The following is a 16,002-nucleotide window of genomic DNA, read 5'->3' as shown; positions in this document are numbered from 1 at the left end:
AAAAATAAAAGTATGAAAAAGCTAATTATTGGAGCAGCAATTTTATTTGTACAAATGTCTTTTAGTCAGGTTACTAAAGAGTTAGGTGATTTTGATACCGTAAAAGTTTACGATAAATTAAGTGTAAAATTAGTTCCGTCATCTGAAAATAAAGTTGTTATAAAAGGAGCAAGAGAAGCAGAGCTGGAAGCTGTTAACAAAAATGGTGTATTAAAATTAAGAATGCCTTTTCCTAAATTGCTGTCAGGAAATGATCTTGAAGTTACTTTGTATTATAAACATATTGAACTGATTGATGTTAATGAAGGTGCAGAAGTAATCAGTAAAGATGCTATAAAAGCAACTTCATTTAAAGTAAGTGCACAGGAAGGTGGAAAAATTAATGTAGATTTGAATGTTGATAAACTAAAAGTAAGTTCAGTTTCCGGCGGAGAAATCACGGCAACGGGTAAAGCAGATAACCTTGATGCAAGTTTAGGAGCCGGCGGATATTTCTTAGGAAGTAAATTAGCCACATCTCAGACTAAAGTAAGCGTTTCTGCGGGCGGAAAAGCCGATGTTAATGCATCAACCCTTGTTGACGCAAAAGTAAGCGCAGGAGGCTCTATTTACATTTATGGTAAACCAAAGCAAATAAATCAAAAAACAGTATTTGGAGGTAAAATCGAAGAAGTAAAATAACAACTAGTAATTTGATGATAAATGATATTCTGGCTGGACTGCCATGGGGACTTTTTCTAAGCTTTATGGTAGGTCCAGTATTTTTTATACTATTAGAAACCAGTATTACAAAAGGATTCAGAGCCGCATTGGTATTTGATCTTGGTGTAGTTCTAGGTGATATTTTTTTTATAGCAATTGCCTATTTAGGAAGTTATAGATTAATTCAGAGTTTAAAAGATAAACCTGCCCTTTTCATTTTTGGCGGAATAATTATGCTGGCTTACGGTATAATTTCCTTTGTAAGATTAAGAAATGAAGAAAAAATTGATGATGAAGAAATTGACCGTGATATTATAAAAAGAAATTACGGAAGTTTATTTATAAAAGGCTTTTTACTTAACGTTATCAACATTGGAGTTTTAGGTTTTTGGTTAGCCGTAATTATTTCAGTTGGGCCAAAATTAGAAATGCAAAACTCAAGAATGATTACTTTTTTTACTTCAGTAATCATAACTTATTTGTTAGTTGACTGTCTTAAAATATTATTAGCCAAACAATTAAAATCAAAAATGACACCAACTAATATCTTAAAAATCAAAAAAGGAATTAGTATAGTTTTAATGGTTTTTGGAGTGGTGTTAATAACTCAAGGCTGGTTTCCAAAAGAAAAAGAAATGGTTAAAAACGCTTTCGAAAAGATTGAAAATAAGTAGTTGTTAATAACTCAAAAATATAAAATTAAACCTCTGAATTTCAGAGGTTTTTTTGTGTTTATAAGTCATTGGGAGGAACGAAGCATATTCATACAAAGTTTGTCATTTCGACATAAGGGAGAAATCTTCGCAAATAATTCCGCAACAATTGTTCAATCTTTGTCGAGTTTCTCACGGAGATTTCTCCTTCGTCGAAATGACAAGAATGTGGAAAAATTAGGCATAAAAAAAAGAGACACATTTTGTATCTCTTTTAGAGGCATCGTCCGGATTCGAACCGGAGTAGGAGCTTTTGCAGAGCCCAGCCTAGCCGCTCGGCCACGACGCCATTGCTTGAACGGATGGCAAAAGTAACTAAAATCTTTAAAATTCAAAAGTTTCATATAAACTATTTTGAAAAAATACGATTTTAATAAAAATAATTACTTTCTAATTTCTGTCATTTTTATGGTAACTGATTCAACATCACCGCCAATAGGTGGATTTATTTTAGAAACCCAAACTGTTGTTTTTTCTACAGTTTCTATCTCTGCAAGTACACGATTATTGATTCTTTTGGCTACATGTTCTAATAAATGCGAACGAATTGCCATTTCTTCGGTAACAATTTTGTTCAAATGAACATAGTCAACAGTATCTAAAAGATGATCTGTATCTGCTGATTTTTGAAGATTCGTTTTCACTTTTAGATCAACTGTATAATCAGATCCAATTTTTCCTTCTTCAATTAAACATCCGTGGTAAGAAAAAGTACGGATATTTTTTAGTTTAATAACTCCCATTTTAATTTAGTTTCAAGTTCTAAGTTTCAGGTTTACTGAGAAGTTTCTAAAGAAAACTGTAAACTGTAAACCGAAAACTGTAAACTTTTTTATCTTTGCTAAAATTACTATAAAATAATGGCATCAGAAGAGAAATCACTCAATTTTATTGAACAAATCATAGAGGAAGATTTAAAATCAGGTCTTTCACAAACTAAACTTCATTTTCGTTTTCCACCAGAACCAAATGGTTATTTACACATTGGACATGCAAGTTCTATTGCATTAAATTTTGGTTTAGGTATTGATTATCAATCACCTGTAAACTTACGTTTTGATGATACAAACCCAGAAAAAGAAGAGCAGGAATTTGTTGATGCTATTAAAAAAGATGTAGAATGGCTGGGTTATACCTGGGCAGAAGAACGTTATGCTTCTGATTATTTTCAACAATTGTACGATTGGGCAGTTTTATTAATTAAAAAAGATAAAGCGTATGTTGACAGTCAGTCTTCTGAAGATATGGCGATTCAAAAAGGAACTCCATCGACAACTGGAACAGATTCTCCATTTAGAAATCGTTCTGTTGAAGAAAATTTAGATTTATTCGAAAGAATGAAAAACGGCGAATTTGAGGCTGGTACACATATTCTTCGTGCAAAAATTGACATGAAATCAACAAACATGTTAATGCGTGATCCTATCATGTACAGAATTTTACACAAACATCACCATAGAACGGGAGACAGCTGGAAAATTTATCCAATGTACGATTGGGCACACGGACAAAGTGATTATTTAGAAGAAATCTCACACTCATTTTGTACACTTGAATTCTTGCCTCACCGTGAATTATACGATTGGTTTTTAGATCAAATTTTAGATGAAAATAAACTGCGTCCAAAGCAAAGAGAATTTGCAAGACGTAACTTATCACATACCGTTGTTAGTAAAAGAAAATTACAGCAACTAGTTAAAGAAAAGCATGTTAACGGTTGGGATGATCCTAGAATGTCAACAATTTCTGGGTTAAGAAGAAGAGGATATACAGCTGCATCTTTGCGTAATTTTGCCAATACAATTGGTATTGCAAAACGTGATAATTTAATAAATGTATCGGTTTTAGAATTCTGTATTCGTGAAGATTTGAACAAAATTGCACCTCGTGTAATGGCTGTTTTAGATCCTGTAAAACTGATAATTACAAATTATCCGGAAGGAAAAGAAGAGTGGTTGGAAGCCGAAAATAATCAGGAAGATGAAAATGCAGGATTCAGAAAAGTACCTTTTTCTCGTGAATTATACATAGAAAGAGAAGACTTTTTAGAAGAAGCTCCAGCTAAATTTTTCCGCTTGACTTTAGGAAAAGAAGTACGTCTTAAAAATGCTTATATCATCAAAGGTGAAAGTGTTATAAAAGATGCAGAAGGAAATATTACTGAAATTCATGTAACATATGATACTGATTCTTTAAGCGGAAGCGGAACAGAAGCAAGCCAAAGAAAAGTATCTGGAACATTACATTGGGTTTCTATCAAACATGCATTGGAAGCAGAAGTTCGTTTGTACGATCGTTTGTTTACAGATGAAGCTCCGGACAGTTATAAAGACAAAAATTTCTTAGATTTTGTCAATCCAAATTCATTAGAAATTGTAACCGGATTTGTTGAACCAAGTTTAGCAACAGTTCAAAATGAAGATAAATTTCAGTTTCAACGTTTAGGTTATTTTACTGTTGATAAAGACTCAACTACTTCAAAATTAGTATTTAACAAAACTGTTGGATTGAAAGATGCCTGGGAAGAAAAAGGTAAAAAAGAAGAGAACAGCATCAACAATTCTTTAAAAGAAATCAACAAATATTTTAAAGTTGAAACTAAACCAGAACGTATTGCAATTGAAAGTGCAATAGGGGAGAACATCAAAAATGTTTCTAGTTTTTCACTTTTACAAAATTCATTAAAAAAGAATATCAACAATAATAAAGCTTCGCTGTTGTTTTCTCAATTTATTTTGAAATATTCAACTTGGAAATCTACAGATTTTGAAGAAGAAGATGTTAAGAAATTATATTCAATGTCTTTAAAAAGTGAATCAACTTATGTTCGATCAAAAGCACTTTTAAATTTAAGAGATATAGAAAGTGAAAGTTTCAAAAATCAATTTGATGATGAAATTCTAAAATTATATTCAAATCCTCCAAAAAATGCATCGGAGAGAGAAATTGAAATTTTATCTGAAATGGTAAAAAAATAAAAATAATTAGAATCTATTGAAAGCGCTTTTTATAAGCGCTTTTTTTATTATTTATATTTTCTATTAGAATTAAAATTTTTATAAATATTTTAAATTAAAAGTGACTTTCATAAATTAATTTTAAGACAATTTTTAATTTTCTCCATCTCTTGAATCCTTTTTTTTGAAATCCTTTTTTAAAACTCTTTATTTTAAGTTTTGTCTTTTTTTGTCAATTTTTGCTTTTTTCACTTCATAAAAATAGAAAATGAACCAATTTTTATTTATTAAAATAATTTATTAAATTTTTAATATTATTAATTTTAATTATTATTTATAAAATCTATTTAAATGTTAAAATTAATAGCTTTTATAGATTAATTTTAACCTTCATAAATTGATTTTAAGGTAATATTTAATTTAGGTCGACATATAACTTGTTTTTTGAATTATTGTTTATTTATGGCCTTAATTTTAAGTTTCACCGTAATTTTTGTCAGTTTAACGGGTTATTAACATACAATTGTTTATAAAGTTGCTATTTTTATCTCAATACCAAAAGTCAGAAATGATTTTATAAATTAATATTTCCAATTAGATTCTAAGTTGAATTTTTTGAAAGCAAAAGGTAATAGTTTTTGTTTTTAAGATTATTTCTAATTTGAATTCTTGAAACGACAAATTTTATGTTCTAATTTTATTATGAAGTTGTTTTGATAATATTTCGCGTAAAAGGTATTTTTCAAATTTCTTCCTAATTATGAAATTTCCATAGCATTAGTTTTAGGCAATTATTTTTTTATAATTCAATCTGACAAATTTTAATTATAAAAACTTAAATCCAATTATCATGAAAATTTTATATTTTACGCTAATGATGTTATTTGCAAATATTGCAATTTCTCAAACACATCAAATTACAAAACACAATGGTGAACAACTTGATGTTAATTTTATTAAAAACGAAAATGGTTTAATTTATTATTCGTTGAACGGAAGTTCTGAAGAAATTAAAATTAGTAAATATGCTGTTTCATCAATTACTAATAAGCAGACAAAACAAACTCAAAAAATTTCTGATAAAATAATAGTTGATTCAAAAGACGATTACAAAATGGTAACGGTTCTTCCTCAGGAAAAGACAATAGGACTGAAGCAGGCAGCAAGTTTTACCGGAGTCTCGACAAGGACAAAAGGTGAACCGCCAATTGCAAATCAAAAGCAGACTGCTATGAGAATCAAAACTAAGTCAGCTTCAAATGGTTATCCTTTTGTGAGTATTATTGAAAAGGCCGATGGAAAATATGAAGCTGTTGCTTATGTGTATTAATTATATTGTTAAATTTTAGATTTTAAAGTTTAGCATTTTAAAAAAGGAGTATCTTTATTAATCACTTTAAATATAAATATCATGTCAAATAATTCAAATACAATTGCAGCAATTTTAGCTGGTGCTGCAGTAGGAGCAGCAATCGGAATTTTGTTTGCCCCGGATAAAGGATCAAAAACGAGAGCTAAACTCAAAGAAGGAATTGATGATGCAAAACATAATCTGCAGGATTCTTTTCAGGCAAGTTCTGAAGTGCTTCGTGAAAAATTCACAGGTGCGACACAAAATCTTGATGGAACTTTAAATGATTTACTTTCAAATGTAAGTCATAAAACAGAAGAAGTAATTACTTTTTTAGAATCTAAACTGGCTGATTTAAAAGCACAAAACGCTAAACTTCAAAAATAATAATTATTAAAGAAGCACATAATTGTCTTATTTTTATAAGACAGTTTTGTGCTTTTTCATTTTAAAAAACTAATTATGGCTTTTGAAGAGTTAAAAGAAAATACCGAGAAAATTCAGGATCAAACTAAAGTTTACATTGACAGTCATTTAGCTTACTACAAACTTTGGGGTTTTAAAGTAGCTATGAAATCGACAACTTTAATTTTCAAATTTACATTGATATTATTGTGTTTTAGTATGGTTTTACTTTTCGGATCTTTTGCAGCAGCATATGCTTTTGGAGATTTATTCGGAAGTAATGCTTTAGGATTTTTGGCAGTAGGAGGGATCTATCTTTTGTTCACCATTTTACTTTTTCTGATAAAAGATAAGATTGTTGAAGGTCCAATTTTAGAGAAATTTTCAGAAATATTTTTTAACGATTAAGAATTATGGAAAAGAAAAAATACTCCTCATATGCTGAAATCGACAGAGATTTAGAAATTCTAAAACTGGAAAAAGATATCAATTATCAGAAATTAGTTCTGAGTTTTCAGAGAACTAAAGAAAGCATAACACCGCAAAACATTGTAAACGGATTCGTTTCATCTTATACAGATTACTTTAAAAATTCGTATCCGCAAATTTTGCAATCCATTTTACCTTATGTAATTGGTTGGTTTATAAATAAAAAAAGAGGCAGTTAAGCCTCTTTTTTATTTTCAAATTATGATTGAACTTCTGGTTGAATGTCATCTTCATAGCCAGATTGTGGTTGAATTGGTTTTGGTTTCTCCACTTTTTTATTGTGTTTTTTCATCATTTCACCAACCTGGTTTGATGCTGAAAATGAAGCAACCATATTATTCAACATATCACTTCCGGCTTGTGGAGAATTAGGTAACAAAATTAAATTTGAATTTGCATCAGCTCCAATTGCCTGCAAAGTATCATAATGTTGTGTAACCACAATTAGGGCAGAAGCTTCTTGAGAATTAATTCCAACATTGTTTAAAACTTCAACACTTTCTACAAGACCTCTTGCAATTTCACGACGTTGATCTGCAATACCTTGACCTTGTAAACGTTTACTTTCAGCTTCGGCTTTTGCTTTTGCAACAATTCTAATTCTTGAACTTTCAGCTTCAAATTCTGCAGCCGTTTTTTCTCTGTCAGCAGCGTTGATTCTGTTCATTGCATTTTTAACCTGAATGTCCGGGTCAATATCTGTAACTAAAGTATTGATGATATCGTATCCGTAAGTTGTCATCGCTTCGTTCAATTCTCTTTTTACTGCAATTGCGATATCGTCTTTTCTTTCAAAAACATCATCCAATTTTAGTTTCGGAACCTCGGCACGAACTACGTCAAATACATAAGCAGTAATCTGATCGTGTGGATATTCCAGTTTGTAAAATGCATCATATACTTTATCCTGAATAACTTTAAACTGAACAGAAACTTTCATTTTAATAAAAACGTTGTCTCTTGTTTTAGTTTCAATGATAACATCTAACTGTTGAATTTTAAGATTTACACGTCCGGCCAATCTGTCAACTAACGGAATTTTTAACTGTAATCCTGAATTTCTAACACTATGAAATTTTCCAAATCTTTCGATAATTACAGAACTTTGTTGTTTTACTGTAAAGAAAGAAGACATGAAAATAAAGAATGCTAGTACTAATAAGATAATAAATGCTGTACTCATGGTGATATAGTTTATATTTTTGATCTTGGTAAATTACGAAAATTCTTCTAAAATAAAATTTTAAAACATTAAAAAAACGCTAAGAACATTTGTTAGATGTTTCTTAGCGTTTAAAGTTTTTTACCATTAAGGCATTAAGTAAATTAAGTCAAGCTTTGTCAAGTTAATTAAGCTAAGCTTTATAAACTTAAATATTTATATAATTTTACCATTAAGTAAGCTTAATAAACTTAATATCTTAATGGTAAAATTTTTATAAAGTTGCTATCGCTTTTTGAATTCTAGAAATAGTTTCTTCTTTTCCAATGATCTCAACAATGTCAAATAGGTGAGGACCTTTCAAAGCTCCAACCAAACTCAAGCGAAAAGGCTGCATAACTTTCCCCATTCCAATTTCGTTTTTAGTTAACCAATCTTTTACGATTGCTTCGATATTTGCTGAGTCAAAACCATCAATATATTCCAGAGTCGAAATCAATTCCTGCATTAAAGCCGGAGTTTCTTCCTTCCAGTTTTTGCTTGCTTTTTCATCATATGATGTTGGCGCCTGGAAAAAGAAATCAGTTAAATCCCAAAATTCAGAAACAAAATGAGCTCTTTCTTTAATCAAAGAAACAATTCTTGTAACGTCATATTTAGATAAATCAACACCTTTTTCAACCAAAATAGGAGAGAAGCTTTTCGCTAAATCGGCATCATTTTGTTTGATTAAATATTGGTGATTGAACCATTTGTTTTTCTCAGGATCAAATTTTGCTCCCGCTTTATGCACTCGGTTTAAGTCAAAAGCTTCCACTAATTCTTCTAATGAATATAATTCTTTCTCTGTTCCATCATTCCAACCTAACAAAGCAAGGAAGTTTACAACTGCTTCCGGGAAAAATCCTTTCTCTCTGTAACCAGAAGAAATGCCTTCTTCGGTTTTCCATTCTAATGGAAACACAGGAAATCCTAATTTATCACCATCTCTTTTAGATAATTTTCCGTTTCCAACAGGTTTTAAAATCAAAGGTAAATGTGCAAATTCCGGAGCATCCCAACCAAAAGCTCTGTATAATAAAACGTGAAGTGGCATCGATGGCAACCATTCTTCACCACGAATTACATGTGAAGTTTCCATTAAATGATCATCAACAATATTAGCTAAATGGTAGGTTGGCATTCCGTCACTTTTGAAAAGAACTTTGTCATCAAGTAAACTTGTTTCAAACTTAACATCACCACGAATGATATCTTTTAAATGTAAAGTTTCGTTAACCGGAGTTTTAAAACGAATCACATAATGTTCTCCATTTGCAATTCTTTTCGAAACTTCTTCAGCAGAAATTACTAAGGATGTATCTAACTTTTCACGGTTATGATGATTGTATATAAAAGTTTTTCCTTCAGCTTCGTGTTGTTTTCTATGTGCATCAAGAGCTTCCGGAGTATCAAAAGCGTAATAAGCCCAGCCCGAATTGATCAGTTGATCTGCATATTTTTGGTATATTTCTTTACGATCACTTTGTCTGTACGGACCAAATTTTTCATTTTTTCCAACCGTTTCTTCAGGAGAAATTCCTAACCATTCCAGCGCTTCCATAATATAAGCTTCGGCACCTGGAACAAAACGTGTCTGATCTGTATCTTCAATTCTCAGATAAAAAACACCGTTATGTTTTTTTGCAAATAAATAATTAAATAGGGCAGTACGAACTCCGCCAATATGTAATGGTCCAGTCGGACTTGGTGCAAAACGCACTCGAACTTGCTTTGACATTTGTATAAATTTTGATGCAAAGATACAACTTTAGATAAATCCCAATTTTTTAAAATTCCAAATTCCAATGTGTATTTCAGGTTGGAATTTGGAATTTATTTTTTGGAATTTGAATCTTTATAATTACTACTTTTATGGGTTATAATTAAAAGAGATTTTATTTTGAAAACATCATCTGCAATATATCAGAAGTTAGAAGGATTTATAAAGAAATATTACATGAATGAATTGATAAAAGGAGCACTTCTTTTTATTGGTTTTGGACTTTTGTATTTCCTGTTTACGCTTTTTATAGAGTATTTTCTTTGGCTTAAACCATTAGGAAGAACACTTTTATTCTGGATATTTATTGCAGTAGAAGTTTTCTTGTTGTTTCGTTTTATCTTATTTCCAATTTTTAAGTTGTTCAAACTTCAAAAAGGAATCGATTATAATCAGGCTTCGGCTATTATTGGAAATCATTTTACAGAAGTAAGTGATAAACTAACGAACTTTTTACAGCTTTCTTCAAATGAAAATTCAGCAGAAAGTTCAGAATTAATGTTGGCTTCGATTGAGCAGAAAGCAAATTCATTACAGCCAATTCCGTTTGGAAATGCCATCAATTATAAATCAAACAAGAAGTATTTGCCGTTAGCTTTGATTCCGGTTTTACTGTTTGCAGTCTTTTTTGTTTCTGGAAACAGCAATATAATTTCGCAAAGTTTTAATAGAGTAGTGCATTTCAATTCCGCTTTTTTGCCACCGGCTCCTTTCAAATTTGTGGTTCTAAATGATAAACTTCAAACAGAACAAAACAAAGATTTTATTGTAAAAGCAGAAACAGAAGGAAACGTTGTTCCGGAAAATGTGATGATTCATATAGGTAACGAAAGCTATTTTATGGAATCTTCTCAAACAGGAAAGTTTGAATTTAAGATCGAAAAACCAACATCAGATGTTCAATTTTCATTTGAAGGAAATTCAGTTTCATCAAATGAATATGAATTAAAAGTTATTACAGTTCCATCAATTGCCAACTTCGAAATGGTTTTGAATTTTCCATCTTACCTAAAAAAGAAATCAGAAACGATTCAGGGAACCGGAAATGCAATCGTACCAGAAGGAACAATTGTAACCTGGAAAATGAAAACGCAGTCAACTCAAGAGGTAGTTTGGAAAGATGAAAACTCAGTTTTGAAGTTTAATAAGACCGAAAACGAGTTTAAATTAGCTAAAAATATTAATCAAAATACAGAATATCAAATTCTTACTTCAAATAATAAGGTTAAAGACTACGAGAAATTAGACTATCAGCTGTCAGTTATCAAAGATCAGCATCCAACAATTACAGTTTCGCCAGCTCCGGATAGTTTAAAATTAGATAAGAATTATGTTTTAGGAAGATTAGGTGATGACTACGGTTTATCAAAATTACAAGTTGTTTATTACGAACATGGCAAACCGCAAACTGCAAAACGAGGAACCATTCCTGTAAAGCAAGGAGTTTTCGATCAGTTCGTTTTTAACTTTCCAAGCAACCTTGCAGTAGAAGAAGGAGTATCGTATGAATACTATTTTGAGGTTTTTGATAACGATGCATTGCACGGATTTAAGAGCACAAAATCTTCTACATTTTCAGATCGTGTTTCTACAACAGATGAAATTCAGGATGCAGAATTGCAACAGCAAAATGCCAACATTAATAGTTTATCTAAATCATTAAAGAATCAGGAAAAGCAATTTTCTGAAATGGATAAACTAAAAAATACCGGAAAAGAAAAAGATAATTTAGAGTTTAAAGATCAGCAAAAAGTAAATGATTTTATCAAACGTCAGAAACAACAAGACGAAATGATGAAACAGTTTGCTGAAAAAATGAACAAGAATTTAGATAAATATAATACAGATAAGAAAGATAAAACTGCCGAAGATTTACAAAAGCGTTTAGATAATGCCGAGAAAGATTTAGAGAAAAATCAGAAATTGATGGATGAGTTGAAGAACTTAAACGACAAATTAAACAGCGAAGAGTTGTTTGATAAGATGGAAAAGTTCAAACAAATCAGCAAAAATCAATCTCGTAATTTAGAACAATTAGTTGAATTAACGAAGCGTTTTTATGTAGAAAAGAAAGCAGAGCAAGTTGCAGAAAAGCTAAATAAGTTAGCAGATAAACAAGAACAGCTTTCTAATAAAGATGCTGAAAACACAAAAGAAAAGCAAGACGATATCAATAAATCATTTGATAAAATTCAGGAAGATCTTAAAGATTTAAAAGACGAAAACAATAGTTTGAAATCTCCTTTGGATATTCCGAAAGATGCTTCAAAAGAAAAAGATGTAGAGAATGATTTGAACAAAGCTTCGGAAGAATTAAATAAAAAGAATACTTCTTCGGCTAAGCCAAAACAAAAAAGTGCTTCAAAGAAAATGAAGTCAATGGCTGAGCAAATGAGTTCAAGTATGGAAGGAGGAGAACAAGATCAATTAGAAGAAGATGTTGCCATGCTTCGTCAAATTCTGGATAACCTTTTAGCATTTTCATTATCTCAGGAAGATGTAATGAAACAATTTAAATCGATGAAATTAGGTTCTTCTGCATATACGAAGAACATAAAAATTCAGCAGAATTTAAAACAACAGTTCCGTCATGTCGATGACAGTTTGTTTGCAATGTCTCTTAGAAATCCAAAAATAGCAGAAGATGTTACGAAGGAAATTGGTAACGTACAATATAATATGGACAAAGCGATTGAAGTTTTAACCGATGTTCAAATCCCAAAAGGAGTTTCGCATCAGCAATACGCTGTTTCATCTGCAAATAAATTAGCCGATTTTTTAAGTGACCTTTTGAATAATATGCAGATGCAAATGTCTAAACCGGGAACGGGTAAACCAAAACCTGGAGACGGACAAGGAATGCAATTACCAGATATTATTCAAAAACAAAAAGGCTTGGCTGATAAAATGAAAGAAGGAATGAAGCCGGGAGATAAACCGGGAAGTGGTCAGCAAGGAAAAAGTGGAGAAGGAAAACAAGGCCAAGGACAGGGTAAAGAAAGCGGACAAGGAAAAGATGGACAAGGCAAAGACGGTAAAAATGGTCAGGGTAAAAATGGACAAGCAGGAAAAGAAGGAGGAAAAGGTAACGAAGGAAATGATGGAGAAGATGGAGAAGGTGACGCTGAAAAGATAATGGAGATTTACAAAGAGCAGGTTAAACTTCGTGAAGCTTTACAAAAAGAGTTAGCCAAAAAAGGATTAGACATGCAAGGAAGATCTGCAATTGAACAAATGAAAGCTTCAGAAAAACAGATTTTAAATAAAGGTTTTAAGAATGAGAACCTGCAGAGAATTTTAAATATTCAGCAAGAACTATTAAAATTAAACAACGCAGTTCAGGAACAAGGTCAGGATACGAAGCGTCAATCTGAAACAAACAAGGCTGAATTTTCTAATCGTTCAAATGCGTTACCAAGCTCATTAACTGATTATTTAAATAGTGTAGAAATTTTAAATAGACAATCGCTACCTTTGCGCTCGAATTTTAATCAAAAGGTTCAAGAATATTTTAATACAAAATGATAAACTTTAATTACGAAACCGAATTTTCTTTAGATAACGAACAAGCTTTTACAGATTGGTTAAGCGCAGTTATTGTTTCTGAAAAGAAGAACGAGGGAGAAATAAATTATATTTTTTGTGATGATGAATACCTGCATAAAATAAATGTAGAATATTTAAACCACGACACATTAACTGATATTATCAGTTTTGATTATACAGTTGGTAACGAACTAAACGGAGATATTTTTATTTCTGTTGAAAGAGTAGAAGACAATGCGAAAGATTTTAATGTTTCTTTCGACGAAGAATTGAAACGCGTATTGGCTCACGGTATATTACATTACTGTGGATACAAAGATAAAAGTGATGCAGATGCAGAACTTATGCGTTCTAAAGAAGATGAAAAGATTGCGATGTTTCACGTGAAACAGTAACAAGGAAACAAATTCCAAAGTTTTAAAATTTCAAATTCCAACTGTTCCACGTGAAACATATTAAATCTTGTTTCGGTTTCAAAGCAGATTTTAATATTTATACATAACGTTCCACGTGAAACATTTCTGTTTTTTGAGTTGAATTTATAATTAACGTTCCACGTGAAACACTGGTGAAAGCGATTCGTTTTTTAACCGTATCGAGTTTAAATAAAGATTTTAGGTTTTTAAAATTTATAAAGTGTTTCACGTGGAACAAGAATCTGTTTTTTTTTGGATTCGTGATTTATAATGTTTCACGTGGAACAAGAAATCAAGAAGCTTGTGTTTTTTAGATTTGGTTATTTCTGATTCAAAACAAACGTTCCACGTGGAACGCAACGAAGTTGGAATTTGAAATTTTTAAAATTGTTATTTGTGCTTTAGCACAGTTCCACGTGGAACAAAAGAAAAATAAAGTTAATTCTGAGAATCGCCTTAAACGGTTTGCAGAGAATAATAAAACAAAATGTTTTTAGAAGAATACGATGTTATTGTAGTTGGTGCTGGACATGCAGGATCTGAAGCCGCGGCAGCGGCCGCAAATTTAGGATCCAAAACTTTGTTGGTTACAATGAGTTTGCAGAACATAGCCCAGATGTCTTGCAATCCTGCAATGGGGGGAATTGCAAAAGGACAAATTGTTCGTGAGATCGATGCACTTGGAGGTTACTCCGGAATTGTTTCAGATCGAACTGCAATTCAATTTAAGATGTTGAACAAATCAAAAGGACCAGCAATGTGGTCGCCGAGAGTTCAAAGTGATCGAATGCGTTTTGCAGAAGAATGGAGAATGATGTTGGAGGGAACTCCAAATTTAGATTTTTACCAAGAGATGGTAAAAGGTCTGATTATCGAAAACGGAAAGATAAAAGGAATTAGAACTTCGCTTGGAGTTGAGATTCGATCCAAATCGGTTGTGTTGACAAACGGAACTTTTTTGAACGGATTAATTCATATCGGTGAAAAACAATTCGGTGGAGGAAGAGCAGGCGAAAGTGCCGCAACCGGAATTACCGAAGATTTGATCAAAGCAGGATTTGAAGCTGGAAGAATGAAAACAGGAACGCCGCCACGAGTTGATGGACGTTCTTTGGATTATTCTAAAATGAACGAAGAAAAAGGAGATGCAGTTCCGGATAAGTTTTCTTATTCGGATTTGACCGTTCCGTTAACGCATCAAAGATCTTGTCACATGACATACACTTCGCTTGAAGTTCACGATATTTTGAGAGAAGGTTTTGATCGTTCGCCAATGTTTAACGGAAGAATAAAAAGTTTGGGTCCGAGATATTGTCCGTCGATTGAAGATAAGATTAATCGTTTTGCAGATAAAGAACGTCACCAGCTTTTTGTTGAACCAGAAGGATGGAATACTTGTGAAGTTTACGTCAATGGATTTTCAACTTCGCTTCCGGAGGATATTCAATTTAAAGCATTGAGTTCTGTTGCCGGTTTTGAGAAAGTGAAATTCTTCCGTCCGGGTTATGCGATAGAATATGATTATTTCCCGCCAACGCAATTGAAACATACTTTGGAAACGAAGCTAGTTGAAGGTTTATATTTTGCCGGACAAATTAATGGAACGACAGGATATGAAGAAGCAGCTTCGCAAGGTTTGATGGCCGGAATAAATGCGCATTTAAAAGTGCACGAAAAAGCACCGTTGATTTTAAAACGTGATGAAGCGTATATTGGTGTTTTGATCGACGACTTAATTACGAAAGGAACAGAAGAACCGTATCGTATGTTTACATCTAGAGCAGAATATAGAACATTGTTGCGACAAGATAATGCCGATTTTAGATTGACGCCAATGTCGCATGAAATTGGTCTTGCATCTGAAGCTCGTTTGCGAAGAATGGAAAAGAAATTAAATGAGTCTGAAAAGATGGTTGCGTTCTTCAAAGAAACAAGTGTTTCGGTTGCTGAAACAAATCCAATTTTAGAAGCAAAAGAAACGGCTCCAATTACGCAAGGTGATAAAATGTTTAAAGTATTCTCACGTCCGCAAATTGATTTAGAGGATATGCTGAAATTTGAAAAAGTAAAAGCATATGTTGAAGAAAATGATTTGGACAAAGAAATTTTAGAGCAAGCAGAAATCCAGGTTAAATATTCTGGTTATATCGAAAAGGAAAGAAACAACGCCGATAAACTAACTCGTTTAGAAGAAGTGAAAATTCCGGAGAATTTCGATTACAATAAAATTAAATCAATGTCGATTGAAGCAAAACAAAAATTAAGCAAAATTCGACCAGTTACAATTTCTCAGGCATCAAGAATAAGCGGTGTATCACCAAGTGATATTTCCGTGCTTTTGATTTATATGGGAAGGTAGAGATTTTAAATTTTAGATTTTAGATTTTAGATTTTTCTAGAATTGCATATTAGAAAGTATTTGATTTGTTTCACGTGAAA

At 31.8% G+C, this 16,002-nt stretch carries 13 protein-coding genes and 1 tRNA gene; 10 read left to right on the top strand and 4 right to left on the bottom strand.

Annotated features, from left to right (window positions below; all coding sequences use genetic code 11):
* The first annotated feature begins 12 nt into the window (after positions 1–12).
* Both APR43_RS17580 and APR43_RS17575 read left to right on the top strand, forming a co-directional pair.
* The gene (locus APR43_RS17580) at positions 13–681 is read left to right on the top strand and encodes a head GIN domain-containing protein (RefSeq protein ID WP_053473024.1); all 669 of its coding nucleotides are present in this window, start codon (positions 13–15) and stop codon (positions 679–681) included.
* 14 nt (positions 682–695) lie between these two features.
* Positions 696–1,376 (top strand): LysE family translocator, encoded by a 681-nt coding sequence (locus tag APR43_RS17575; RefSeq protein WP_053473025.1) that lies wholly within the window; start codon positions 696–698, stop codon positions 1,374–1,376.
* 257 nt (positions 1,377–1,633) lie between these two features.
* Here APR43_RS17575 and APR43_RS24520 read toward each other — a convergent pair.
* Together APR43_RS24520 and folB are read right to left on the bottom strand one after the other, a co-directional pair.
* Positions 1,634–1,704 (bottom strand) — tRNA-Cys (locus tag APR43_RS24520).
* A 94-nt stretch (positions 1,705–1,798) separates the two neighbouring features.
* Positions 1,799–2,158: a dihydroneopterin aldolase gene (folB, locus tag APR43_RS17570; RefSeq protein WP_053474332.1), complete on the bottom strand. Its 360-nt coding sequence runs from the start codon at positions 2,156–2,158 to the stop codon at positions 1,799–1,801.
* Positions 2,159–2,275: 117 nt separating this feature from the next.
* Here folB and APR43_RS17565 point away from each other — a divergent pair, with 117 nt between their 5' ends.
* The 5 genes from APR43_RS17565 (at position 2,276) to APR43_RS17545 (ending at position 6,796) form a co-directional block, all read left to right on the top strand.
* Positions 2,276–4,393 (top strand): glutamine--tRNA ligase/YqeY domain fusion protein, encoded by a 2,118-nt coding sequence (locus APR43_RS17565; RefSeq protein ID WP_053474333.1) that lies wholly within the window; start codon positions 2,276–2,278, stop codon positions 4,391–4,393.
* Between the two features lie 829 nt (positions 4,394–5,222).
* A complete protein-coding gene (locus APR43_RS17560) occupies positions 5,223–5,702 on the top strand; it encodes a hypothetical protein (RefSeq protein ID WP_053474334.1) in 480 nt (159 codons plus the stop codon).
* Positions 5,703–5,783: 81 nt separating this feature from the next.
* Positions 5,784–6,110: a YtxH domain-containing protein gene (locus APR43_RS17555; RefSeq protein ID WP_053474335.1), complete on the top strand. Its 327-nt coding sequence runs from the start codon at positions 5,784–5,786 to the stop codon at positions 6,108–6,110.
* Between the two features lie 75 nt (positions 6,111–6,185).
* Complete coding sequence (locus APR43_RS17550; protein ID WP_053474336.1) at positions 6,186–6,536, top strand: hypothetical protein; 351 nt, start codon at positions 6,186–6,188, stop codon at positions 6,534–6,536.
* Between the two features lie 5 nt (positions 6,537–6,541).
* Entirely contained in the window at positions 6,542–6,796 is a 255-nt protein-coding gene (locus tag APR43_RS17545; protein ID WP_053474337.1) for a DUF6327 family protein, read from the top strand.
* 20 nt (positions 6,797–6,816) lie between these two features.
* On the opposite strand, the gene APR43_RS17540 is transcribed toward APR43_RS17545, so the two are convergent.
* On the bottom strand, positions 6,817–7,800 hold the full coding sequence (locus APR43_RS17540; protein ID WP_053474338.1) for an SPFH domain-containing protein: 984 nt from the start codon (positions 7,798–7,800) through the stop codon (positions 6,817–6,819).
* A gap of 253 nt (positions 7,801–8,053) precedes the next feature.
* The gene (gene gltX, locus APR43_RS17535) at positions 8,054–9,559 is read right to left on the bottom strand and encodes a glutamate--tRNA ligase (protein WP_053474339.1); all 1,506 of its coding nucleotides are present in this window, start codon (positions 9,557–9,559) and stop codon (positions 8,054–8,056) included.
* Positions 9,560–9,721: 162 nt separating this feature from the next.
* Between gltX and APR43_RS17530 the strand changes: the two genes are divergently transcribed.
* The 3 genes from APR43_RS17530 to mnmG all read left to right on the top strand — a co-directional run bounded on the left by APR43_RS17530 (position 9,722) and on the right by mnmG (position 15,922).
* On the top strand, positions 9,722–13,126 hold the full coding sequence (locus tag APR43_RS17530; protein WP_053474340.1) for a DUF4175 family protein: 3,405 nt from the start codon (positions 9,722–9,724) through the stop codon (positions 13,124–13,126).
* On the top strand, positions 13,123–13,542 hold the full coding sequence (ybeY, locus tag APR43_RS17525) for an rRNA maturation RNase YbeY (RefSeq protein WP_053474341.1): 420 nt from the start codon (positions 13,123–13,125) through the stop codon (positions 13,540–13,542). The genes APR43_RS17530 and ybeY overlap by 4 nt, the downstream gene beginning before the upstream one ends.
* Positions 13,543–14,050: 508 nt before the next feature.
* On the top strand, positions 14,051–15,922 hold the full coding sequence (mnmG, locus tag APR43_RS17520; RefSeq protein WP_053474342.1) for a tRNA uridine-5-carboxymethylaminomethyl(34) synthesis enzyme MnmG: 1,872 nt from the start codon (positions 14,051–14,053) through the stop codon (positions 15,920–15,922).
* The last annotated feature ends 80 nt before the right edge of the window (positions 15,923–16,002 follow it).

This window comes from Flavobacterium sp. NLM, from assembly GCF_002210235.1.
GTDB lineage: Bacteria > Bacteroidota > Bacteroidia > Flavobacteriales > Flavobacteriaceae > Flavobacterium > Flavobacterium panici.
The sequence above is the reverse complement of the archived record's forward strand: the minus strand, read 5'-3'. Positions and strand labels throughout refer to the sequence as shown.